This is a genomic window from Pseudoalteromonas sp. 2CM39R (assembly GCF_023161845.1).
Map to the genome: position 1 here is coordinate 39,859 of NZ_JALNTM010000003.1, position 24,078 is coordinate 63,936.

Here is a 24,078-nt window from a genome sequence, read left to right on the forward strand (position 1 = left end):
AACAACATGAAGCTCGCTTTTAAAACCTCATTATTTATTACCGCCGTGTTTTTACTCAGTGCCTGTACCAGCGCACCGGAAGGAATAACCCCTGTTAAAAACTTTGATTTAGAAAAGTACCAAGGCAAGTGGTATGAGATAGCACGATTAGACCACTCTTTTGAACAAGGTATGGAGCAAGTAACAGCCACTTATTCAATTAACGATGATGGAACAGTAAAGGTATTAAACAAAGGGTTTATTAGTGAAGAGCAGCTGTGGGACCAAGCTGAAGGCATAGCTAAATTTGTTGAAAATGCCGATACAGGGCATTTTAAAGTATCTTTTTTTGGCCCATTTTATGGCGCCTATATTATTTTTGAACTTGACCAGCCTGATTATCAGTATGCCTTTATAACGAGCTATAGCAAAGATTACTTGTGGTTTTTATCGCGCACACCAACAGTAAGCAAAGAGCTTAAGCAGCACTTTTTAAGCCAAGTAAAGGCGCTTGGTTTTGCAACTGATGAAATTATTTGGGTAAATCAAAAAGCGCTGTAAAGGGGGTTTACAAGTTGAATTGATAAATAGTCTAAGCTGTAATAAAACGATCACCTTTCTGTAAGGTAAGTTTAATAAAGCAAGACTATAGTGACAGCATCTGCAAAGAAACAAGCAGGTGAAGACATAATGACAATCCCCCTTTTTAATTGGCAAGCCTGATGGCTTGCCATTTTTTTCCGCAATTTAGCCTATTTTTTGGGATCAGGTTTTTACTAACTAAAGCCCATTTAAACCAAAAAATAACGTACTCATGGCCAATATTACTAATATGAGTAAGTTAAAAAGTTTAGTTAACCTCACCAAAAAGCTATAAAAAGTCATTACAATTAAAGCACTTAACGTCATATAGCCACAAAACTGCAAACCACCATAACCTTGTAATTCGTTAACACATAACAGCAAACTTAGTAAAATACTGATCCAAGCAACACTCAATAAAGCCAAACGCTGCTGTTGAGTGGGGCGCTTATTAAAAACATCCTTAAAATGATTAAACTTAGCCAGCGCAAAGCAGTTAAAAGCCACCAAACATAAACTAAAAGGAAGCAAGGCAATCATACTTTTTGCTCCTGAGTATTTATTGAAGTTGGTTTTTTAGCTTGCAGAGCAGTACGTAATTTTTCGGTTTGTAACAAAAACAGCAAACCGAACAGTAAAAACAAACTATCAAACATGAATAAAGCCCACTGATCGTTACGTAAATACTGAATTATATTACCTTCAGTGGTGAGCGCATTAACCACTGGCACACTAAAGCAAGCAATACTGTTTATGGCAGCCATTACACACCACTGCAACTTGTCACGCTTTACAAAGGCAATGATGAACACACATAGCCAAGTTAAAAAGAAAGCGAGTATTTCTTTATCCGCGCGCTCAGTAACCTGTTTGCTGAGTAAACGATTAGCCAAAAAGAAAGCCGATGTAGCCAAGGGCAGTCCCATCAATGTTCCTAGATTTAACCCTTCAACCAGCTTTAGCCCCCAAGATGGCTGAGTATTTTTTTTCATTCTTTCGCGTAAGCGCTTAGCCCACATTATGCAGCCTGTCGCTATCATTATGCAGCCGGCAATACCGCCTAAAAAATATAAAACACGTAATAATGGTTCTGCTAAACGCCCAGTATGCATTGAGTTTAATGATTCATATAGCGCCTTACTGCCAGTGAGTTCATCATCAGTTTGTGCGATGAGTTCACCCGTTACGCCATTGAATATAAGGCGCGGAGTTTGATCACGCAGCGCCTTACCAGGGCTTACCAATACCATAATCGTGGCAGCCGCTTTGTTAGGGTTACTGATCATTACACGGTTTATATCGGCGTTTGGCCACTTAGTATAAACCTGATCCAAAATAGTCTTCACAGGCACAAGTTCAGCTTCGCCCTTTGCTTTATTATTAATGGGGTTACTAGGAGAAAAGTCTTTAAAAAAGCCAGTCATACCTTCTTCATAAACAGTATTAACAGGGTGGGGAAACAGCATAAATATCAGAGTAATAATGCCGGTGTAGGTAATCATTAAATGAAACGGTAAGGCAAATACAGAACTTAAATTATGTACATCTAACCAGCTACGACTGCCTTTATTAGCTCTAAAAACAAACATATCTTTAAAAATTCGTTTATGAATTACTATCCCTGATATCAATGCAATAAGCATAAACAAGCTTGCAAAACACACAATCCAACGCGCTGTTTTTACATCAATATAATGTAAATCAAAATGCAGGCGATAAAAGAAATTTCCCCCTCGGGTATCTGTAAAAGGGGCTAAAGGCTGCATATTATTTGGATCTAAACGGGTATTTTCAAAAGAGGCTCTGCGCTGCTCAGGCTCTTTTGGCTTAGCATAACCATACGTTAAATAGGGTACACGCTCTTCAGGAAGTGTTATACGCCAATTAGGCGCATTAGGGGCTTGAGCATTTAAATACTCAACGCCACTTATTATTTGTTGCTTTTGCGCGCCAATACGGTCTGTCTGCTGCTCAATATTATGAATACTTGGCTGATTCCATAAACTAACTTCATCTCTAAAAAAGCTGATGGTGCCTGCAAAAAATATTAAATACAGTAACCAACACACGAGTAAACCTACCCATGTATGTAACCAGGTCATTGAGCGAAAAAAACTCCCTTTCATAACCATCCCTTCATTAACGACAATATAAAAAATTGCACTGCAATACTTAGTAAAATACTGATCCAAACTGTTTTTAACGACTGAACATAAAAACTATAAATAAACACCAGTGCATAAATTAAAATACTCGCAGACACACTTAAAAGAACCGCGTCAACTTTAGAGACCGGCACCACAACACTTAACAGCGACACACTGACGGCAGTAAAAAAATACCCGCCCACAATGGCGATAAAAAAACGCGATAAAACCGCTAATTCATAGTTAAAGGGCTGCATAAATTGCCATAACATAGAAAATACGGGTTTGGGAAAGTCTAAAAGACGGTTAGAGGCCTGCATATACTGCAAATTCCTTTTAAACATAGCTAAAAAAGATGGCGATATTATAACGCCAACAAATACAAAAGATAGTAATTCTTATTTGTATTTGAATGCAGTGATAAGCATTAAATTGAGTTAGTTAAATATTGATCTGCAATTGGATTACAAATTAACTATAAAATAACCTGTATGAGTGAGTGCTTGTTCTGAATGCGTTGTTGTTATCTACTAAATACACGTCAGTGTATGAAATTAAAAGTTAGCTAAAGCACTCTCATGAATCAGTTTTTACATTGCCTAACAAGAAAGTTTGATACAAGCAGCTAATAATTAAAGACCTTTAAGCTTTAAATTTCCCTCAAATAACACTGGATCAGTATTTTACCAACAAGGGATAAAATACCACTGATATAAACCGATTTTTTACTAACTTATTACCGTAGAGGGCTAAAAAACCACCAAAAACGATGAAAAAACAGGCTTGGAAAATTAAATTTCATACTTTTAAACCGACGTGTTAGTAAAAATCTGATCTTTGATAAATGCGGTTTAATCCGTAATGATTTTAATTGGGCAAATAACAATAGAGATGTAATGCGTAAATTATGCTCAATAAACAAACATGTCGCATAGATGTTGCAGCCACTTTATTTTACTGCTTAAGCACAGGCCTCCAGCCATACAAAACTACAAAATGGTTCTGAAAGATTAAAAATAGTTTATAAACATCTATATAGATTCAACATAAGTTAAGTCACTATGACTATGCCTTAAAATAATTCCCTCTAGCGTTAAAATACAATTTACATCGGTGCTATTTTTCTTGTTGCATTTTGCTGGTCAAAATTAATAACTTCATACTGCTTATCTCTTTTAAAAAGCCTTAACGTTAACAAAAGATTTCATTTTGATAACAATTGTGTTTAAATCCGAAACAATGGACTGAGATAACCCTCTAAACTAATTTGCACGGAAGTAAAAAAATAATAATTTTTAAAAATGGAAAAACTATGAATAAAAAAATCTTTGCTGCTTCCGCTTTACTAGCAATCTCATCAACTTCTTTACTTGCATCTAACCAAACATTTCAAGCAAGTGTAAACGGTTGGACTGAGCCTACTTTTGCAGAAGATAGCGCACTGCACTTTGGTAAAATTCGCTTATCTACAAGTTCAACATGTACGATGGATAATGCTGGCGTTGTATCGGGTGACTGTGATGCGTCAGATGCAAACATTCAATTAGGTGGAATTACTGTATCTGGTTTAGCGCCAAATTCAGCAATGAATATTACTGTATCTGGAAGCACAGGCACTAACTTAACTTTTGCTCCAGTAACAACGGCTACAGATGGAACAACCAGTGTAACAACTGCTGACAATGTTGCGTCTGCTTTCACTACTGATGCAAGTGCAACAGATATTACCGTTAATGTATATGGTGATATGACCGTTGATTCTACACTGACAGCGGGCGCTGCTTACACTGTAGATTACACTGTAGATGTGTCTTTCCAATAAGACTATGAAAGCTGAGGCAATAGTAATTTACTAATTTAGTCTCAGTTTATTTTTTTTGCGCAATTGCGCATTAAAAATAAAATGTGTGGAGCATCGCGCTCCACTTTTTATTATCATGTTGTTGAGTTGTCCCATGATGTTTAAACTTTTTTGTTGGGCTTCCCTTTGCCTAACTCTTTTACTACCTGAAATTTGTAGTGCCAACCTTGCGCTGTCTGAATACCGTTTATACTTCGATGGACGTACTAAAAATAATTCACTACTTATCCGCAATACCTCTAATAAAAATCTCGATTTTAAACTTGTTGTTACCCATAAAGATATGACCGAAGAAGGAGCGCTTATAGATGTTACTCCGCAACAAGTTGAAGGACGCTCTGCCAAAAACATGCTACGGTTTTCACCACGTCGCGGCACTATTGCCCCAAAAGGGATGCAAGCTATCAGAATGACCGTTCGCAAAAAAGCTGAGCTTGCTGTTGGCGAATACAGGGCGGTGCTTAAAATCATAGCCTCTGAATCACAAAACCCTGACGCTGATGGAATAAGTATTAGGCCTAAGGTTGCTTACAGCGTGCCTGTTATCGTTCGTCATGGCCAATTAGAGGCTGACTCAGAATTAATAAACCCGCAATTAATTACTCAAAATGGGCGCCCGACTCTAACATTTTGGCAAACACTCACAGGGAATCGCTCTGTGTATGGAAACTTTGAATTAGTTGATGAGAATAATGTAATGGTTGGTGAAATAGCCAATGTGGCCGTTTATACCCCTCTATCTCGTCGCAAGGTATACATCACTTTACAAGCTCCTGTGACAGGACCTTTGACACTCAATTACAAAGAAAACGAGCTTTACGGCGGTAAAATCGAGTTAGCGATCCCTATTAATATCAAATAGAAAGTGCTAAACATAAGGGCATTAGGCTGTGGTTTAGCGGCTCGCTTATTACTTTGTACATTACTGTTAATTGCACCTAAAGCAATCATCGCCAAGCAGTTACCGACTCTTTATCAATGGCCTATTGATGAGGAGGCTTTTGTGATTATAAATGTCAGGGTAAATGGGCGTTCAGTTGTCTCAGATTTAGAAGCCTACTATTCAAAATCAAATAAGTTGCTATTGCCCATAAGCGCCCTGAAATCGACTATGGGAATTAGCTTAAATGTGTCAAAAAATACACTGGTTGCTAAAGTTGACTCAAGTGAGCTGGTGCTTAATACTGAGCTTTCCTCAACTTTAGCTCCCTCAGAAAATGTTTCATTGTGGGCTGTCGATGACTACGACCACTATGTTGATTTATCTGTCATAAATACACTTTTAAATACCGACTCGCGCTTTGATTACTCACTGATGCAGGTTTCATTTTCTAGTAGCTTGCTTACTTATAATAACAGCCAAGTAACAAGTGGTATTACAAAACAAATTAAGTCCAAAGCACTGCAATACGATCACTTTATAGACGACCAATACCAAACGCTGACCTATCCGATATCTGAATATTCGTTATCAGCAAGCTATAAATCGTCTAATAATCGTTATAAGGGGCTACTCAGGCTTAATAGCTACTTTGACTTATTTCATCATCGAGCTGAACTACGATTCAACAAAAACGAAAACACCGCTAATACCTTTTTAAAAGTAACTAAAGACTTTAATTTAAGTGAACAAGATCACTCACTGGCACGCATTCACTACCAATTGGGAGATATTCAATCTCAATCAGATCAGCTTATTACTAGCTCAAATCAAGGTCGGGGATTTTATATTTCAAATGCTAACCCACATTCGGCACAAAACTTTTCAACCATTACCATTGAAGAACCCGCATTACCGGGCTGGCAAGCGGAGCTGTATCGAAATGGTCAATTTATTGCCACGACTCAAGCTAACGACGAAAATTTGGTTCGATTTACCGATGTTGAAACGTTTTACGGCAACAATATTTTTGAAATTAAACTTTTTGGCTCACAAGGCGAGCAAATCACACGTACTCAAAAATATACAATAGGACAAGACGCTCTATCACCCGGAAAAATAAGCTATCAAGTAGAGTTTTTAGAAGCAGATAAAAGCGTTTTTAATCAATCTAATAACGCTTCAACAGCGATGAGCAATTCCTTTAAAAGCAATCTATCATATGGCATTAGTGAATTTATCACTTATGACGCTCAAATTACTCATTTGCAAACTGACCAAGATAACAGCAGCTACCTATCATCGGGGCTAAATACACTTACAGATCACGGCAGTTACCGTTTTCTAGCCACAAAACAACTCGATGCTGGATATGCTTATTTTGCCGGCTTTAGAGGCCTACTATCTGATACACTTTTTAACGACATCAGTGTTAATGTTGAATACAGTGCCCTTAATGACTTTTCTAGCGCTTTATTTGTAGCACAAGAGAACTCACTCAAAAATAGGCTGTTATTAAGCCTAAATGGCCGGACTGATTTCTTTAACTCCCTTAACTGGAATATGAGATGGAGCAATGAAGTGCGTGAAAATACCACCACTAAAAACCGACTCTCATTAGGTATCAATAAAAGTTATATCGGAGGAACATGGTCAAGCCAACTATTTTATGATGACGATACGAATAACCTAATAAACCGGCTTTATTCTTCAATGGATATTGCCTCTTGGAAATGGACCAACACCTTAGATTGGCAGACTAATAATGGCGCAGAACTTACTCGTTTGAGAAGTAGTTTACGTTGGCCACAAACACAAAGCACCTTCAATCAAACACAGCTGACTTATCAGTCTAACTCTGCAGCAAATACGCTTTTAAGTCATCAGTATACATACCGCCATGAGATATTTAATATACAAGTATCAGGGCAAGTCGATAATCAAGGTGATTGGCGCTTTTCTTTAGGTTTAAATGGCACATTTAGTTTTGATCATTTAGAAGCAGACTTTAACTTTGACACTCCTCGCTCATTAAATTCAGGGCAAATAGAAGTTAGTTCGTTCATAGATTGGAATGAAAATGAAATCTTTGACCAAGGCGATGAGCCAATTCAAGACGTTAATTTTACTGGCAACTACCTATGGCGAGATAAATACACCAATAATGACGGAAAGGTCTTGCTGCCAAGCAGTTACGGTGGCCAAGTTTTAGATGTTAATTTACGCTCGTTGTCTAATCCTTACTTGCAGCCCTCTTTAGGGAAAATTAAAACATTGGCTCATAGAGGTGGGCAAACCAAAGTAAACATTCCTTTAGTTGTCTACAACGAGGTTGAGGGGACTATCTATCTATCGAGCAATGAAAAGAGTAAACCTATCGCAGGACTGACGGTTGTACTTAAAGAAAAGGGCGGCGAAAAGCATTATTCAACGGTCACTGAATATGATGGTTATTATTATTTTTCTAATGTTTCTCAAGGAAGTTATATTCTTGAAATAGAAAAAAATGAGCAGCTATCAGAAAACATAACCATAAAAAACCTTCCCGAGCAGATCATCACTGAAAAAAGCGGCGATACCATAATACTGCAAGACATCATTGTATACACAAATAACGCTAATACCTTAAATAAGCAACCAACAACAGCAGCTAAAGCAAACCAAAACACGCCTTATTTTGTGCAATTAGGCGTATTCAAAAAGTTTCAATCGGCACTTATTGTGGCGAATAAAATTGATAAAGCAGCCTATGCTTTGCAGTTATATAAACATGAAAACCGTGATAGCTATTACCTCGTTGCAGGCCCATATAATAATGCAGCTAAAGCACAGCAAACCATTAATGATGTTTATTCAATACCGGCGCTTCATGGCAGCTTTATGGTTGATGCAAGGCGATATGCCTCACCACAGTGGCGAAAAATAGGGGAGTGGGGCGATATGCAAACCCAAAAAACTGAGACTTACTTTTGCCAGTATGGTGCATATACCTCTGAAAAATCAGTTAATAAAAAACTGCTAAGGGAAAATCCATCACTGTTCGTAGCAAAGCAAGCAATAAAAGGTGAAGCCCATTATTTGATGCTGTCAGGGCCGCATAATGCAAAGCAAACAGCGTGTGATAAGCAAGTGGTTAAACAAATAAAAGGGCTCACCACCGCGATAAAGAAACCTTGGCACAGCATTTTTGCTATAAATCAGTAGTAAAGTACTGCACCTGTGTTTTGCCATCACTGTTTAAATGCGACTCACATTTTATTTCACAACGCGCTCCCGCGGATTCGGCAACCCAAATCGATTGCGCGCTCTTTTTAATATAACACGCAGAATACAGCGCATCTTCTTTTTGCGCAGCAACAACAAAACAGCGTTGAAAATTACCCAAAGGTAACACTTTAATTGGATAAACTTGTTCTTGTGCAATTACACCAGCACTAAACGTTTGAGATGATTTGGCATAAACAGCATACGAAATAGCGAGCATACATACCAAAGACATTAAAATAGATATTTGTTTCATATAATTAAAGCGAATTAAAAAACAATGTAGTAAGTGTAGGATAAATTAATTTTTATGTATTTATTTAGCAATTATTAGATTGAAAATAGCAATGGCCGCCTATCTAATTAGTTGAATCACCACAAGTCAATGTACTGATGTTATAATACATTTTTTTGCAAAAAGAGCGGGGCACTATGTTAACTATTTCAAACAGCGTAACCATTGATGAATGGGAAGTAGAGCTAAGCGCTATTCGCTCGCAAGGCGCTGGCGGACAAAATGTTAATAAGGTAGCCAGTGCTATACACTTACGCTTTGATATAAACCGCTCTAAATTGCCCGAGTTTTATAAAGAACGATTACTTGCTTTAAAAGATTCAAGGATCACCAAAGAAGGGGTATTGATAATTAAAGCCCAGAGCCACCGCACTCAAGAGCTCAACAGGGAAGATGCGCTTAAACGGCTAAAAGATCTAATTTTAAGCGCCACTAAGGTTAATAAGGCACGTCGTGCTACCAAACCTAGCCGTAACTCACAGCGTAAACGTATGGATAAAAAAACCAAACACGGCCAAACCAAAGCTCTCCGCGGTAATATTAAGCTGTAACTTAAGTAACCTGACTCTGGTTAAGCACATAAAAAAGGCTGCGAATGCAGCCTTTAATTCAATCATAAGTATGATGGCGGGTGACGCTAAATCGGTTTAGGATTCGATGCACTACATACACTGCGCTTAAGCTTACTGTTACTGCAACAGCCACCGAGCTAAATCGATACATGGCGCTGTATATTAAATCTTGCCCAGGGCCTAACGACTGACCAAATAAAATCCCAAAAGTGGTCAATACCCCAAACCCAACCCCCGGTGGACCACCACCTAAAATATGAAAACGACTGAATATAAAAGATAAAATCCATAATATAGCCACCGGAAAAAGTAAAACGTCGGTATGGTTATACAAAAACAACTGCGCAACTAAAGCAGCATTACAGCCTATCAGTGTACCAATAATACGTTGCCAACTTGCGGTGCCCGCAGCCTTAAAACACAACGAAAATAAAATTAAAATAGATGCCGCTTGCGCCGAAATTGAATCTTGCAAATCAAGCACCTGAAAAACCACAAACGACAAAGTCGCAACCGTGGCACATAACAACACCTCGTGACGAATACTTTCTTTATCCTTGTGCGGTACAGCGCGCATGGGTCGCGCTGTCACATCAGGAAACAAGCCATGCATCAAGAGCGCAATAATAATAGTAATAAAAATAGCCACACCATTACTTAAAATAAGCGGGTAAATGCTACTAGCTTGATCAACATGACTGGCAAAATGTAACTGAATCGATAAACTCACCGCACCTAACGCACCAAATAAAAACGCACCACCAGAGCTCATTAAGTAAAATAACACGCAAAAACTAGCAAAAATAATGAGCGTCATTAACACCGGCAAGTGTGAAAATAAGCCCTGTAAAATAAGCACTATAAACGCACTGTAGGCAGCACTGGCAACAAATTGACGGATCACGCCTTTGTTAATACTTGGCACTAAACCGAGTAATAACATAGGGTAAACCGTAAAAAATATTCCATTTGGCCAATTCATTAACTTGCACAAAGTAAAACCAATAGTGCAGCCGCCAGCAATCCGTAGCGCTTGACGTAAACCATTTGAATCGAGTTGTGGCGCTTGGCTAACATGTTGTGTCATTACTTGCCCCACTAATAAATGTAATGTAACCAACTAATAAAGCGGATCTGTACTGTTCCCAACCATTGACCTATAGCCGATTGTGGAAGTAACTGCACAGTGGCACGCGCACCACTGGGCATATTATTTATAAGCTGATTGTTATTTGGCAGCACTAAATGAATACGTTGACGCTGCGCATCGCGAACCCAGCGATTGCTGGTTTCGGTGGTGCTAAGTAATCCATTTGCACTAAGTTGTCCTTCACTGACACCCGCTTCAAATATTTCAATTTTTGCGTCGAATACTTCACCAGGTCGGCTATCAAATACCACTTTTGCTAAACTGCCTGGCTGCATGTTTAATAGTGACTTTTCACGAAAATCGGCCACCAAATCTGCTTTTTTTGCTACAACCGCGAGTAATGGCTTACCCGCAACCGCATAGGAGCCCTCAAGTAACTGTAAATTAGCTACAACGCCATCACTTAAAGCACGCACTTGCGTATAAGATAAATTAAGCTCAGCTTGTGCTAACTGGTTTGCTGCATGGCGCAGTGCTAAGTTATCTTGCCCTGAATCGCCACGCGCTAAAACAGCTTCTGCCAACTGTGCTTCAAAGGCAGCTAAATTAGATTGGCTTGCTGCAAAATTTGCACGAATGCTTTCAAGCTCTTGCTCCGAAATAGAGTTTTGTTTGTAGAGTGTTTCGCCACGCTTTTTTAATAGCTGCTGCTCATGCAATTTAGCGTTAGCTGCACTTATTTGTGCCTCCAGCGCTTTTACGTTGGTATCAAGTCGTTTATTTTGCAGTTTGGCATCATCAAGCGCGAGCTGCGCTTGCTCAAGTGCTAGTTGGTAAGTATTTTTGTCTATTTCAAATAATACATCACCCGCTTTAACCGTTTGGTTATTACTAACCAATACATCGGTAACACGGCCGTTTATTTGCGGCGATATTTGCACAACCGGATGGTAAACCCGTGCTTGTGGCGTAACCGGTAGCCATACATCGGCAACAATATAATAGAAAAATACAACAATAAAACCAACGAGCGATACTTTAACGTAGCGAGCAAATTTTTGATCGGGTGTCATACTTATTTATCTCCAGATAAGCTTACAATACAACGCCGCGCGTTTTCTTCCATTTGCACTAAACTATGCGCCATACCATCAAGCTGCTCCGTGCTTAAACCTGCATATAAACGCTGTTTAATATCGCTTGTGAGCTCTTTTAAGTGTTCTAATAACTTTATACCCTCATCGGTAAAGTACAATTTTTTACTGCGTTTATCGTGTTCATCAACTTGTCGAATAACTAGATTTTGCAGCTCTAATTGCTTAATGGTGCGCGTTAATGAGGGCATTTCAATACCTAAGCTAGTCGCCAGCGCTTGCTGCGTAGCCCCTAAAGGTAAATGATGTAAGTGGATCATTGCCGTCCAACGCGACTGAGTTAAACCTAGCGGCTCAACCGCTAATGTTACCGCTTCTCGACATAAGCGGTGCACTCGACCCATATTGCCGCATAAAGTTAAATCGAGTGTTTCATGAAAAGGAATATTGCTACTCATAGGAACTCTTACTTGTGAATATCAGCAAATTTTAGCATTAGTTAGCAGGCTAAGTAAATAATTGGCATTTTAACTTCACGTAAATAAGTATTATTTAGTTAAATAGTGTACGGCAAGCTTATCTAAGAAAGTATAAAGCTTATTGTTCATCTCATCATAATCGTGACTTAAGAGCTTTTCGGGCTGTTCAACAAAGCGGTAATTATGGGCATTGGTTAAATCATCGTTGGCAATGAGGAGGGTAACCACCTCGGTGGTCAATTCCATGTGGCATTGAAAACCAAATACTAAATCGCTATAAGCGACTATTTGCCTTGGACAACCTTCGCTATAGGCAATAATACTGGCCGTAGCAGTCAGCCCGGGCATATCGTTATGCCAATGCCCCACATTAAGCTCACTGCCAAAATGGCTAAATAACGGATGATTCAAGCCTGCATCGGTGAGGGTAATAGCAAACTTACCAATTTCCTTTTCTGGACTAGGTTGATAAGTCGCGCCTAACGCTTCACCAATTAATTGCGACCCCAAACAAACGCCTAACACCACTTTGTTTGCCGTGATCGCGCTGGCAATAAAGGCTTGTTCTTTTTTACTATCAAAATAAGGGCATTCTGCAAGCGATGTAGCGGGCGATTGTGGCCCACCCATTACGATTAAAAAATCGATATCATCGGTATGCTGAGGTAAGGGTTCAGCTAAATAAATACGGGTATAAGACAACGTATGGCCATTCATTTTAGCCCAAGCTTCATAAGCGCCTGGCGCTTCAAAATGTTCATGAATAATAAAGTGAATGTGCATTGCCGTTTCCTTAAAATATTATCTGTTTAATAATACCCTAGGGTCACCGGATATAAGTGACCATGTGATATCAGCCGCTAAAAGTTAAGTAAATTAGCTGGAGAGTATTGATCAGTCAGCACCTTAGTATCACTTGGCCAATCTTTACCATCTTTGGTGAAAAACATACGCTGGCTAATTGCCTTTATATCTACGTCATAAGGGGCAAGTAACGGAGCTAGCTGCGTCACCCGCTGCGCTATTTGTTGCTCTGTAGGGATATTGCTATAACCGGCTAAAATAATACGATTACTATTATTATTGGCTGTTACATTAATAAAATCGCCAAATACCGCATGATAAGTTGCCGACTCATGTTCATAAAGTTTACTTGATGAAAACGTGTTAGCAGCAACAATTCCGCCTTCGGCTAATACGCTTTTTATTTCTTCAAAAAACTCTTTTGTGAGTAGGTGCTCAGGAATGTAATCGCCATTAAACGCATCTAAAATAATCCAATCAAATTGCTGGCTTTTAAGCGCCGCACGTTTAATAAAAATACGCCCATCTTGTACTTTAGCAGTTACGTTATCGGTTTCTATAAAGTTAAAATAATCGCGCGCCACTTTAATTACCGAAGGATCTATTTCAACATTTTCAATGTGTGCCTTTGGGTATAGCTCATGAATCATATTAGAAAGCGTACCGCCACCTAAACCAATAATGAGCACATTTTTAGGGTTATCAATCAGTAATAAACTAGAAAAAGCCAGCTTAGTATAATTAAATACCAGTTTTTTAGGGTCGCTAATGTACATGCAACTTTGGCTGCTTTGTCGGGTTTTTTCATCAAACTTTAAACAGCGTAAATCGCTAGTCTCTTCAACGAGTAAATTTCGATATAAAGAGCGCTCTTTATGCACAACATTACTCATACTATGAGCTGAAAATAGCAGCGCCATTATACTAATAAACAATAATTTAAGCTTGTGCATAAACGGCCTCTCGCACTTTAAGTTTATCAAAGCTAATAGCAATTAGCCCAAGCGTGCCTAACGCACCAGCAAAACCTAAAATAATGGTGTTAACATCAAACGCCAGTACCATATAAAAAGAGGTAATAATGGTGCCCAGCGCACTGCCTAAGGTACTTACAAAATAAAGGCCGCCAGCCACTTGGCCGCTGCGCTCACTATTGGTAACCAGCAAACGTACAGAGTAGGGCGAGATCATGCCTAAAATAATGGTGGGTATAAAAAATAACGCGGTTGAGGCGAGTAACGAGCCGTAGCGGCTGTCTTCAATATGCGAAAAAATAAATGCCATAATTGGCTCAGCAAACAAAGCAATGGGCACCACCATAAAACTGGCAACTAAAAAGATTAACCCATATTTGGTCAACGAAGGATGACGAATAGACAGCTTCCCTCCCAGTAAATACCCGAATGATAAGCTAAGCATAAATACCGTAATAATACTGCCCCAGATATGTACGCTACTGCCAAAGTAAGGCGCTAAAATGCGCCCACCTAACAGCTCTATTCCCATAATACTAAAGCCACTGCTAAAGGCTAAAAAGTAAATTAATGCATTTGTTTTTGTTAACATTATATTATTCTTATTGTGTTATTTTCATCCATCTTAACGTGATAGCTGTATAGCCGCTAGTATAAAAATTAGACGCACACATAGAGCGCAAAAAAACATTTTGTTATAAAGTAACACATGTTATAGTTTTAGTTATAATATAACGTTACCAAAAGCATTTTATGAAGTACTCATTAATTTACTTAGCCTGCTTAAGTGCAAGCGCACAAAGCATGGCCCAAAGCCAACCAATAGAGAAAATTGCGGTTACATATAAACAAGCTTACCGAGGCGATATTCCTCAAAAGCAAATGCCACAATCAATCGAAACCCTCGATAACGCGGTGCTTGATCAAAAAGGAATAACTCAATTACAAGATGCGCTGGATTTTTCTGCCAGTATTTCACGTAAAAATAACAGTGGCGCATTGTGGGATAGCTTTTCGATTCGTGGATTATCGGGTAACGAAAACATGCCATCGGGTTACTTAATTAATGGTTTTAGCGGTGGACGCGGATTCAGCGGCCCTCGTGATGTATCAAACATTGAGTACATTGAAGTATTAAAAGGTCCAGGTTCTGCACTATACGGGCGCTCAGAGCCCGGCGGTACAGTAAATATCGTGACCAAAAAACCTCAATTTGAGCAACAGGGTGAGCTAAAGCTTAGCTTAGGTAGTGATAACTTTAATCGCGTTGAAGGTGACTATACAAACGGCATTAACGATAACACAGCATTTAGAATAAATGGCGCATGGCAAGATAGCGACAGCTACCGCGATGAGGTGTACACCCATAAAAAGGTGGTTACGCCATCTATTTATCATCAAATAAACGCTTCAACCAGTATCACTTATGAATTTGAATACGTTGATTTAGCCCAGCTATTTGACCGTGGTGTTGTTGTACTTAATGATAATTTTAATACTGTTCCTAGCTCACGCTATTTAGGCAATCCAAACGATGGTGACACGCAAGTATATTCTCGTGGTCACCAAGTAACTTTAAATCACGATATAAACAATGAATGGTCACTCGTTGTAGGCGCAAACTACCGCAGCTCTACACTAACTGGGTTTTCGTCTGATGCTGAACTTGCACCCTCGCGCCAATCATTATTCGATGATGGCCGCACACTTACCCGCCAACAGCGCTACCGCGATTATGAAGTTGATGATACCAGCCTTAAATTTGAGCTAAGTGGGCATTTTGATACCGCAGGCATTACCCATCACTTATTAATAGGAGCCGACGCATACAAATACGACTTACGCACTGGACTTTATCGTTATCGCGGCGGTAATGGCACTTACACAGTTGATATTTATCAACCGAATTATAACGTTGCTCGTCCTGAAGTAGGTTTGCTCTACGAAAACAACGAACAACAAGATGCTTATGGTATATACGTTCAAGATCAAATGGATCTGACTGATAAAATTAAGCTATTAGTTGGCCTTAGATTCGATAGCGTAGATCAAGACATTTTAGAAACCAAAAGTGGTGTGCTTTCAAGCAGTTCACAAAGCCAGGTAAGCCCACGAGTAGGCTTAGTATATGAACTAAACAACGCTGTAACCTTATACAGCAGCTACTCCGAAGGCTTTTTACCATTAAGTGGTACAGATGCAAATGGCGACCCATTTGGCTTTGAATACAGTGACTCATTTGAAGTAGGCGCTAAATTTAGCTACCAAGGCATAACGGGAACCCTAGCATTATTTGATGCCACTAAAAGTAATATGTTAGTAGCCGACCCTGTAAACGTTGGTTTTTCAGCGCCTATTGGTAAAGCAAATAGTAAAGGTGTTGAACTTGATTTAAGTACTTATATTACTGATGATACAAAGTTTAATTTATCTTACGCTTATATAGATGCCAGTACGGCAAACGACATAATAAATGCTGATTGGGGCGTGCCAATCAAAAAAGGCAGCCCATTAGTAAATGTGCCTAAAAATAACTTAAATCTAACGCTTAACCATCAAACGGTCGTTCTTGGCAAAGAGCTAGAACTAGGTGCCAGTTATCAGTACACCAGTGAGCGATTAGGCGATGCCGCCGATTTAACATTTAACTTACCGAGCTATCAACTAGTTGGTATTTTTGGGCAGGTAAACTTAACCGAGCGCACCAAGTTAAATATCAGTGTTAACAATATTTTTGATGAAGAATATGCCCAAAGTAGCTACAACGCATTATGGGTTTACCCCGGTGCGCCTACTCAATTTAAGATGTCATTGGCATATCAATTCTAACAATTTCATAGTCCCGATTAGCTATTTTAACCCGACTTTTGTTATTTAGCTTTTCATCCAAAGCGTCTTAATGTAGTGGTTAAGGCGCTTTTTTTTGGATAATAAATAGCCGCTTACCATCTTTAAAGATACTTTTACTCTTTTAGGTAGCTATCTTGTTTATAACATTTTAGGTACGCTGCATTTTAAATTATGTTATAAATATCACACTAAAAAAACAGCGACTCCGGTTAGATTTAAAGGACAAAAATCAATGGATACAAGCAGCAATAATATCTCGTTAATTATTTTTCTTATTACGGCATGTTTATTGTTACCCTTTCTGGAGAGTATGCATGGTGGAACGCTTTGGGGTTTAAATTGGCACTCTCCACGGCTTATGGATACATTAAGCCATAATCTACTTTATATAAAATTGGTGTTGGTAATTACAGGTTTAATATTACTGCTCGCCAAATCTGAAAAAATTAAAAGCATAATTAAAAATAAAATCGCTCAGTGGTTGTTCTTTATCATTCTTACATTAGTCGGTGTAATACAAATTCCTTTTTTGTGTTTAGGGATTTTATTCAATGGTTCTTCATTATCAACCCCTGATTATATTCACAAACAAAGCACGTTTACTGATCGTACTATTTATATTTACACCGCAGACCCTGGCGCGATGGGTAAAGCCTACCATTATGCGTATTTAAATTGCCCGCTAGCATTTGGCCGTTATGAGCTAAAGCAAATTGCGAAACTCAATTGGATGCGCGAATACACTTTTTACATTGAAAAGAATAACCTAATAGTAATTAATAAAGATCCTGCTGGTTTAACGCATACTTTCGATATGAGTGACGTAACCTGTTCGAACTGATATCTCCTTTTTATAATTAGCTTAGGTTTCTCGTTTTGAATACGCATGCCATAAGTGCCATTATTAAGCCAATATTGATTTAAACGCACTCTTTAGAAAATGTATGCATAGTGTTATTGAAAGCTATGAGCAGTACAAAGATCACGGGGGCGTAAACCCCCTTTACACTATGGCGCAATACGCAGTGTTTTCTAGTGCTTTTTATACCAATCAGCTTAGACATAGAAAAATTCAATCCGTTAAATTATTCAGATATTTATGCCAATTGGTATATATACAACTTTTAATATTAATTAAAACTGATAGCTTATCCGAGCCGAAACATTACGTCCTGGTTGGCTATATTGGCTAAAATCAGTACCTTTGGATTGACCAGCAATAAGTTCAAACGGTACGTACTCTTTATCGAGTAGGTTAAGTAAACCTACATTCATTTGCCATGCTTTCCACTGATAATTTGCATATAAATCAACAACACCATAACCGTTACCTTGTGTTGTTTTATTACCATTAGTATCAAGTACTACATCAGACTGCGCCTTAGCTAAACGCCAAGCAGCGGTCCAATTAACATTGCCAAACTCAGTGCTTACTAATATAGAACCATTTAACGGGCTAATACTAGTAAGTGGCTGATCAGAGTCTTTGTTTTCACCATCTACGTAAGCAACATTGGCTTCTAATAAAATATCGTCGGTGACATACATAGCAATACCAGCTTCTACACCGCTGATCTGGGTTTCGCTAATATTTTGGTATTGGTAAAATGTTTTATTTACATTAGGAATATAAGTTGGCTCAACACCCGCAATGGTTGTTTCGATAAAGTCATCATAGGCAGCATAAAAAGTACTTAGATTTACACTAATATCGCTACTTGCGTATCTTAATCCGATCTCGAATGAGTCACTGCTTTCAGGGTCTAAATCTGCGTTTGGTAATATTTGATAAAATGGCTCAACACCATGGCTTTGATAGGCTTGGTCGTGTGGCGGTATTTTAAAGCCTCGAACATATTGCCCATACCAAGATAAATTATCGTCTACCTGATAAATCACACCCAGCTTTGGTGAAAACGCAGACTCGGTAATATCATCAAGCTCGGCGTCAGCGTATAACGCATCTTTTTTGGCTTCAAGTGCATAATAATCGTAACGAATACCCGCAACTAACGACCAATCAGTCTCGTTAAATTTAATACTGTCTTGCATATATACACCAACTAAAGAAGTATCGGCGCCGGGAAATGCTTTTTGTTTTTCATTCGTAAAATCAACAGTACCATCATTTAATACACGGGTTTTTAAGCGTGGTCGAGTAGTATCATATAAATCAATATCTACTCCATAGACAAATTCATGCTCGGTATTTTCTCCTTTAACTTCCTTACTAAATACCGCTTTTAAGCCTAAAATATCTTGTTCAAACCCGTAGTCATTATAATCGATGTAATTTCTAGCTGCGCTTATTTGGTCACTTTGTTGCTCGTATCGACTATAAGATAGTTGCCCATACCATTTATCAAATATAGCTGTTGCCATATCTGAATCATAATCGAGTGCAAATGAGATATTTGTATCTTCGTCTTCGGTTTCTTGAATGGATGGAGTGATTACTTGCTCTGTTGTTTGATTAAAGTAATCTAAGGTGTATTTAAGGGTCCGTTTTTCATCAAGTTTTTGCTCAACTTTAAGCAGTAAAGCATCAGAGCGGGCATCGTAACCTGGTAAATCTTCAACGTAGTTTTGTACTTCTTCACTATCGCGATGGCTATAAACAGCGCTAATAGCAACGTCACCTAAATCTTTTGCTGCTGTAATATCAGCAGCAACCTGATTACTTTGGCCTTGATAACCTAACGCTACTTTTACTAAGCTTTGTTGATCCACTAAATAATCACTCGGGTCTTTAGTTGTTATTACTACAATTCCCCCTAGTGCATCAGAACCGTATAGCGATGATGCCGCCCCTTTTGCAACTTCAACTTGTTTAACACCCGCAACATCAAAGTAGTTTCGACCCACTAAATAACCGCCGCCGCCAGCGTAGCCATCGTTTGTGCGTCTTCCATCTTTAATAAAAACAACTCTGTTGCCACCAACACCCCGTACAGTTAATGTTTGCGCGCCTGCGCCACTGCCAGTACTTGAGATACTTGGATCGTATTTAAACATAGTTTGTAAATCTACAGCGAGCTGACGCTCAATATCTTGTTCGGTAATAACCGTTACTGAGCCAGTCACATCTTCAAGCTTTTGTTCAAAACGAGAGCCACTAACCACAATATGATCGTCAATAACATTTTCGGCCAATGCGCTACCAGAGCTAATTAACAAAGAGGCTAATGCTGTAAATTTAAAAGAAAAGGGATTCATCTCCACTCCAAATGATAATAGTTATTATTTACTTTTAAATGGTACAACTAACCCAAAATAAGATCAATTGATTATGATAATCATTTTCATTTAGATTAAAGTGGTTATAATACTAAAAAATAAAATCGGAGTTTGTTATGAAGTACCTAATTTTTTTTCTGGCTTTAGCCACTCAATCAGTACTCGCGAAAGAGCGTGTGATCAGTGCTGGCGGCACATTAACTGAAATAATCTACGCACTAGAAAAACAAAATAGTTTAGTCGCGGTTGACCAATCAAGTATGTATCCGCAACAAGCAACACAGTTGCCACAGGTAGGTTACTATCGAGACCTAGCCGCTGAGGGAGTGCTTTCAATGCGCCCAACTACGTTACTTGCACTTGAAGGTGCGGGAAGGGAGCAGGCGCTCAAGCAAATAGAAGCGACCGGAGTGAAGGTTATTCACTATAAAAAACCGACTTCTGTAAATGAACTGCTTGCGCTAATTAAGCACCTTGGTAGTGATTTAGATGCAAACCTAAAAGCTCAAAACCTAATTACTAAAATAAAAAAATCGTTACCTACTAAAGCAAAAACACAGACTCATAACGCTTTGTTTTTACTTTCAGCTAATGAGCGTGGGCTCGTCGCAGCAGGACAAGAAACGGTACCCAACTTGCTGTTTAATTATGCGGGCATTACCAATATAGCTGCTACGCATACAGGCTTTAAAACAATTAACAGTGAAGTACTGGCTGTAAGTCAGCCCGATTTTTTAGTAGCGCCAGCGCATGTTGTGCAAAGCCTTGGTGGGAAACAAGCCTTTTGTAAACAGCCTACACTTCGTTTATTAAAAGCAGCGCAAGAGTGTCAATTACTGGTCATGGACAGCTTACTTTCACTGGGCATGTCGCCGCGTATTGCAACTGCGATTCAAGCATTGCATGAGTATAAAACACGCTTATGAGCACGTTAACTTTGAATCGTTTTAACGCCATAACACTGAGTAACCCGCATAAGTGGATGCTATTAAGTTATGGCTGCATTTTTGCTTTAGCATTACTTAGCATAGGCTATGGAGCCGCAGGATGGGATTGGCGCTTAGCGATTGCATGGCTAGCCCCTGAGCATTTTAGTCAATTTGATGCGCTACAAATTAATGTAGTTACACAAATACGCCTGCCTCGTTTTGTCCTTGCAGTGATGGTGGGTTTAGTACTTGCACAAACAGGGGCTGCAACTCAAGCGCTGTGCCGTAACCCGCTTGCTGATCCCTCTATTATTGGTATAAGCGCAGGCGCTGCAATGGTTGCGGTGGCTTTTATTGCCCTTAGCGCACAATTTAATTTTAACGCTCAACACTACTTACCTTATGCCTCATTTTTGGGCGCATTATCAGTAACGTCGCTGGTATATTTAGTCTCAAAACAACAAAAACAAATTAATATCAATACGCTTATATTAGTCGGTGTCGCTATTAATGCATTGGCATTTGCTGTTATTGGGTTATTAAGTTTTTATGCTGATGACAGCGCACTGCGGTTAATTAACTATTGGACCATGGGCTCATTAGGCGGTGCGAGTTGGGATAATATAAAACAAGCGAGTCCTTTGCTTTTACTGAGCCTTATCGGGCTATGGCGATTAAAAGAGCCAATGAATTTACTTCTTATTGGTGAATCACAAGCTCAATACTTAGGTGTCGATACCAGCAAGCTTAAATTATACGTCATTATATTAGTTGCATTGGGCGTAGGTGCGGTAGTTGCGCTAACAGGTTTAATTGGCTTTGTTGGTTTAGTTGTTCCTCACATCGCACGCCTCATGGTTGGGCCACATTTACGAAATATGCTGCCACTTTGTATGCTTTTAGGTGTGATTGTGTTGCTACTTTCAGATTGGTTGGCACGCTTAGTTGTTATGCCTGCGGAGCTGCCAATTGGCATTATAACGGCGTTACTTGGCGCTCCACTATTTATATATTTGATCATTAAAAATAAGCGAGATTGGTCATGATCACGTTTAACAACCTCAATATAGGCTTTAACACCCATCGTGTTTTAGAGGGTATTAGCGGCAATATCCAAGCAGGACAACTTGTCGCACTGATAGGCGAAAATGGCGCAGGTAAATCGACCTTACTGCATACTTTGGCAGGCATGCATCCCTTTGAGGGAGATATACTATTTAATACCAAACCTTTGCATTCATTTTCTAAAGAGCAATTAGCTAGCAAGCGCGCTGTAATGATGCAAAGTAACCATGTTGGCTTTGATTTTAGTGTATTTGAACTCATTGCTATGGGCCGCTATCCCTATACAGAGTCTCTTAAAACACAAGCCAATAAAGTTCAAAAATATGCCTCACTTATGGATTTAACCCATTACCTAACACGTCGAATGAGTGCGCTTTCGGGCGGCGAACAACAGCGAGTTCATATGGCGCGCACATTAGCCCAGTTAGATGCTTTTACTGCGCAAACGGGGCCTAAATTAATGTTGCTCGATGAGCCAACATCAGCGCTAGATATGCGTCATCAACATACTTTACTTAGCTGTGTTAGAACCTTTGTAGAGCAAGGAAACAGCGCCATTATTGCTATACACGATCTTAATTTAGCAAGCCTTTATGCAACCAACGCTATTTTATTACACAACCAAAAAGTGCTGCAAAGCGGGTCTATAAATACCGTTTTAACAGCACAAAACTTACAACAAATGTACGCCATGAAATTGCACGTTAACCCTCATCCTTATAACGATGCGCCCATGGTTTTTTCTCAACGTCAGGAGTTTTCATGAGAGAGCAAGCATTAAACGACGCACGTACGCTCGTTTTTAAAACCCATGCCGGCGTAATGTCGACCATTTCAAATAATTTACGCGGCTATCCGTTTGGCTCTGTTACACCTTATATGTGTGACGAACAAGGTCGCATCTACTTTTTTATTAGTGACATAGCTCAGCATACCAAAAATTTAAAACAGGACTCACGCATGAGTCTGACTATTTTTGATGCCGCCGATTATGGCGATCAAAACGAACATGGGCGAGTAACACTCGTAGGTGATGGCTCTATTGTGGCAAAAGAGCAAAGCGAAGTGCTACTTGATAAATATATAGCTTTGTACCCTGAGGCTACAAGCTATCGCAATGCGCATGATTTTCAGCTTTGGCAATTAGATGTAGTACGGGTGCGTTATATTGGCGGTTTTGGAAAAATATTTTGGCTTGAGCAAAACGAGTGGCAAGCTCAGCCTAAAAAGTGGGATGAAAGCCAGCAGCAAAGCATGATCACTCATATGAATGAAGATCATCAAGATGCTATGTCGCTGATATTAATGCAGCACTATAACGTAGCCGATAACACCCCAATAATGAGCGGCCTACTACCCACAGGCTTTTATATACAAAGCCACAAGCGTAATTACTTTATTAATTTTGTGAACGAGTGCGATAGCCCATTAGCCGTGCGAAAAGCACTTGTAGCCTTAACAAACCAAGCTCGAAACAGCTCAAACCAACTAGCGGAGACAGTATGAAAAAATTAATAGCCTTACTAAGCACTACACTGCTACTGAGTGCCAATACAGCATATGCAGACGAATGCACACTAAATATAGATGCAAACGATATGATGCAGTTTTCAACTAAAACACTAAGCGCCCCTAAAAGCTGTAAGCAAGTGACCGTTCAACTTAGTCACACCGGTAAATTACCTGCTAATGTAATGGGCCATAACTGGGTGCTATCTACTGAGCAAAACATGCAAGGTATTATCACAGATGGCAACGCTGCAGGGCTTAGCAACCACTACATAAAGCCTAATGATAGTCGCGTGATTGGTGCTACAGACATTATTGGCGGCGGTAAAACAACCGAAGTTACTTTTAAAACCAGCGGCTTAACCGCCGGAACCGATTACACTTTCTTTTGCTCTTTTCCTGGCCATTACGCCATGATGAAAGGCACATTTACGCTTAAGTAAATATTAAAAAGTGTATTACACAAA

Annotated in this window: 23 protein-coding genes; 12 read left to right on the plus strand and 11 right to left on the minus strand. The window is 39.2% G+C overall.

Features of this window, described 5'->3' with window-relative positions; all coding sequences use genetic code 11:
* The first annotated feature begins 6 nt into the window (after window positions 1–6).
* Window positions 7–540 (plus strand): lipocalin family protein, encoded by a 534-nt coding sequence (locus tag MTF66_RS07510; RefSeq protein WP_248526946.1) that lies wholly within the window; start codon window positions 7–9, stop codon window positions 538–540.
* Between the two features lie 219 nt (window positions 541–759).
* On the opposite strand, the gene MTF66_RS07515 is transcribed toward MTF66_RS07510, so the two are convergent.
* Genes MTF66_RS07515 through MTF66_RS07525 form a run of 3 tightly spaced genes read right to left on the minus strand, consistent with a single transcriptional unit; the run spans window position 760 to window position 3,028 of the window.
* Window positions 760–1,101, minus strand: a complete 342-nt coding sequence (locus MTF66_RS07515) for a DUF3325 family protein (RefSeq protein WP_075170117.1) — start codon at window positions 1,099–1,101, stop codon at window positions 760–762.
* Window positions 1,098–2,687 (minus strand): PepSY domain-containing protein, encoded by a 1,590-nt coding sequence (locus MTF66_RS07520; protein WP_248526947.1) that lies wholly within the window; start codon window positions 2,685–2,687, stop codon window positions 1,098–1,100. Before MTF66_RS07520 ends, MTF66_RS07515 begins: the two co-directional genes overlap by 4 nt.
* Window positions 2,684–3,028, minus strand: coding sequence for a hypothetical protein (locus MTF66_RS07525; RefSeq protein WP_248526948.1), 345 nt, complete (start codon window positions 3,026–3,028; stop codon window positions 2,684–2,686). Before MTF66_RS07525 ends, MTF66_RS07520 begins: the two co-directional genes overlap by 4 nt.
* 992 nt (window positions 3,029–4,020) lie before the next feature.
* On the opposite strand from MTF66_RS07525, the gene MTF66_RS07530 reads away from it, so the two are divergent.
* From MTF66_RS07530 to MTF66_RS07540, 3 genes are all read left to right on the plus strand, one after another.
* Complete coding sequence (locus MTF66_RS07530) at window positions 4,021–4,530, plus strand: hypothetical protein (protein ID WP_248526949.1); 510 nt, start codon at window positions 4,021–4,023, stop codon at window positions 4,528–4,530.
* 133 nt (window positions 4,531–4,663) lie between these two features.
* Window positions 4,664–5,431, plus strand: a complete 768-nt coding sequence (locus tag MTF66_RS07535; protein ID WP_241773569.1) for a molecular chaperone — start codon at window positions 4,664–4,666, stop codon at window positions 5,429–5,431.
* A gap of 3 nt (window positions 5,432–5,434) precedes the next feature.
* Window positions 5,435–8,653, plus strand: coding sequence for an SdrD B-like domain-containing protein (locus MTF66_RS07540; RefSeq protein WP_248526950.1), 3,219 nt, complete (start codon window positions 5,435–5,437; stop codon window positions 8,651–8,653).
* Here MTF66_RS07540 and MTF66_RS07545 read toward each other — a convergent pair.
* A complete protein-coding gene (locus tag MTF66_RS07545) occupies window positions 8,640–8,969 on the minus strand; it encodes a hypothetical protein (RefSeq protein ID WP_041709269.1) in 330 nt (109 codons plus the stop codon). The genes MTF66_RS07540 and MTF66_RS07545 overlap by 14 nt on opposite strands.
* Before the next feature lie 176 nt (window positions 8,970–9,145).
* On the opposite strand from MTF66_RS07545, the gene arfB reads away from it, so the two are divergent.
* Window positions 9,146–9,559, plus strand: coding sequence for an alternative ribosome rescue aminoacyl-tRNA hydrolase ArfB (gene arfB / locus MTF66_RS07550; protein WP_010388730.1), 414 nt, complete (start codon window positions 9,146–9,148; stop codon window positions 9,557–9,559).
* Between the two features lie 58 nt (window positions 9,560–9,617).
* Here the strand turns inward: arfB and MTF66_RS07555 are convergent, their stop codons facing one another.
* The 6 genes from MTF66_RS07555 to MTF66_RS07580 form a co-directional block, all read right to left on the minus strand.
* On the minus strand, window positions 9,618–10,667 hold the full coding sequence (locus MTF66_RS07555; RefSeq protein WP_054201519.1) for a DUF2955 domain-containing protein: 1,050 nt from the start codon (window positions 10,665–10,667) through the stop codon (window positions 9,618–9,620).
* An 11-nt stretch (window positions 10,668–10,678) separates the two neighbouring features.
* Window positions 10,679–11,743, minus strand: a complete 1,065-nt coding sequence (locus MTF66_RS07560; protein ID WP_248526951.1) for an HlyD family secretion protein — start codon at window positions 11,741–11,743, stop codon at window positions 10,679–10,681.
* A gap of 2 nt (window positions 11,744–11,745) precedes the next feature.
* Window positions 11,746–12,222 carry a MarR family winged helix-turn-helix transcriptional regulator gene (locus MTF66_RS07565; protein WP_178957048.1) on the minus strand — a complete coding sequence of 159 codons (477 nt, stop codon included), beginning with the start codon at window positions 12,220–12,222 and terminating at the stop codon, window positions 11,746–11,748.
* Window positions 12,223–12,312: 90 nt separating this feature from the next.
* A complete protein-coding gene (locus tag MTF66_RS07570; protein WP_248526952.1) occupies window positions 12,313–13,026 on the minus strand; it encodes a type 1 glutamine amidotransferase in 714 nt (237 codons plus the stop codon).
* A 77-nt stretch (window positions 13,027–13,103) separates the two neighbouring features.
* Window positions 13,104–14,000 (minus strand): spermidine synthase, encoded by an 897-nt coding sequence (locus tag MTF66_RS07575; protein WP_248526953.1) that lies wholly within the window; start codon window positions 13,998–14,000, stop codon window positions 13,104–13,106.
* Window positions 13,987–14,613 carry a fused MFS/spermidine synthase gene (locus MTF66_RS07580; protein ID WP_248526954.1) on the minus strand — a complete coding sequence of 209 codons (627 nt, stop codon included), beginning with the start codon at window positions 14,611–14,613 and terminating at the stop codon, window positions 13,987–13,989. Before MTF66_RS07580 ends, MTF66_RS07575 begins: the two co-directional genes overlap by 14 nt.
* Window positions 14,614–14,774: 161 nt before the next feature.
* Between MTF66_RS07580 and MTF66_RS07585 the strand changes: the two genes are divergently transcribed.
* Together MTF66_RS07585 and MTF66_RS07590 are read left to right on the plus strand one after the other, a co-directional pair.
* Window positions 14,775–16,850 (plus strand): TonB-dependent siderophore receptor, encoded by a 2,076-nt coding sequence (locus tag MTF66_RS07585; protein ID WP_248526955.1) that lies wholly within the window; start codon window positions 14,775–14,777, stop codon window positions 16,848–16,850.
* A gap of 253 nt (window positions 16,851–17,103) precedes the next feature.
* Window positions 17,104–17,712, plus strand: coding sequence for a hypothetical protein (locus MTF66_RS07590; protein WP_248526956.1), 609 nt, complete (start codon window positions 17,104–17,106; stop codon window positions 17,710–17,712).
* 293 nt (window positions 17,713–18,005) lie between these two features.
* On the opposite strand, the gene MTF66_RS07595 is transcribed toward MTF66_RS07590, so the two are convergent.
* Window positions 18,006–20,087: a TonB-dependent hemoglobin/transferrin/lactoferrin family receptor gene (locus MTF66_RS07595; protein WP_138595387.1), complete on the minus strand. Its 2,082-nt coding sequence runs from the start codon at window positions 20,085–20,087 to the stop codon at window positions 18,006–18,008.
* A 137-nt stretch (window positions 20,088–20,224) separates the two neighbouring features.
* On the opposite strand from MTF66_RS07595, the gene MTF66_RS07600 reads away from it, so the two are divergent.
* From MTF66_RS07600 to azu, 5 genes are read left to right on the plus strand one after another with little or no spacing between them, the layout of a single operon-like run.
* Window positions 20,225–21,034, plus strand: coding sequence for a hemin ABC transporter substrate-binding protein (locus MTF66_RS07600; protein ID WP_248526957.1), 810 nt, complete (start codon window positions 20,225–20,227; stop codon window positions 21,032–21,034).
* Complete coding sequence (locus tag MTF66_RS07605; RefSeq protein WP_024602445.1) at window positions 21,031–22,083, plus strand: iron ABC transporter permease; 1,053 nt, start codon at window positions 21,031–21,033, stop codon at window positions 22,081–22,083. Before MTF66_RS07600 ends, MTF66_RS07605 begins: the two co-directional genes overlap by 4 nt.
* Complete coding sequence (locus tag MTF66_RS07610) at window positions 22,080–22,868, plus strand: heme ABC transporter ATP-binding protein (protein WP_010388751.1); 789 nt, start codon at window positions 22,080–22,082, stop codon at window positions 22,866–22,868. The genes MTF66_RS07605 and MTF66_RS07610 overlap by 4 nt, the downstream gene beginning before the upstream one ends.
* Entirely contained in the window at window positions 22,865–23,608 is a 744-nt protein-coding gene (locus tag MTF66_RS07615) for a HugZ family protein (protein WP_248526958.1), read from the plus strand. The genes MTF66_RS07610 and MTF66_RS07615 overlap by 4 nt, the downstream gene beginning before the upstream one ends.
* Window positions 23,605–24,054: an azurin gene (gene azu / locus MTF66_RS07620; RefSeq protein WP_054201529.1), complete on the plus strand. Its 450-nt coding sequence runs from the start codon at window positions 23,605–23,607 to the stop codon at window positions 24,052–24,054. Before MTF66_RS07615 ends, azu begins: the two co-directional genes overlap by 4 nt.
* The last annotated feature ends 24 nt before the right edge of the window (window positions 24,055–24,078 follow it).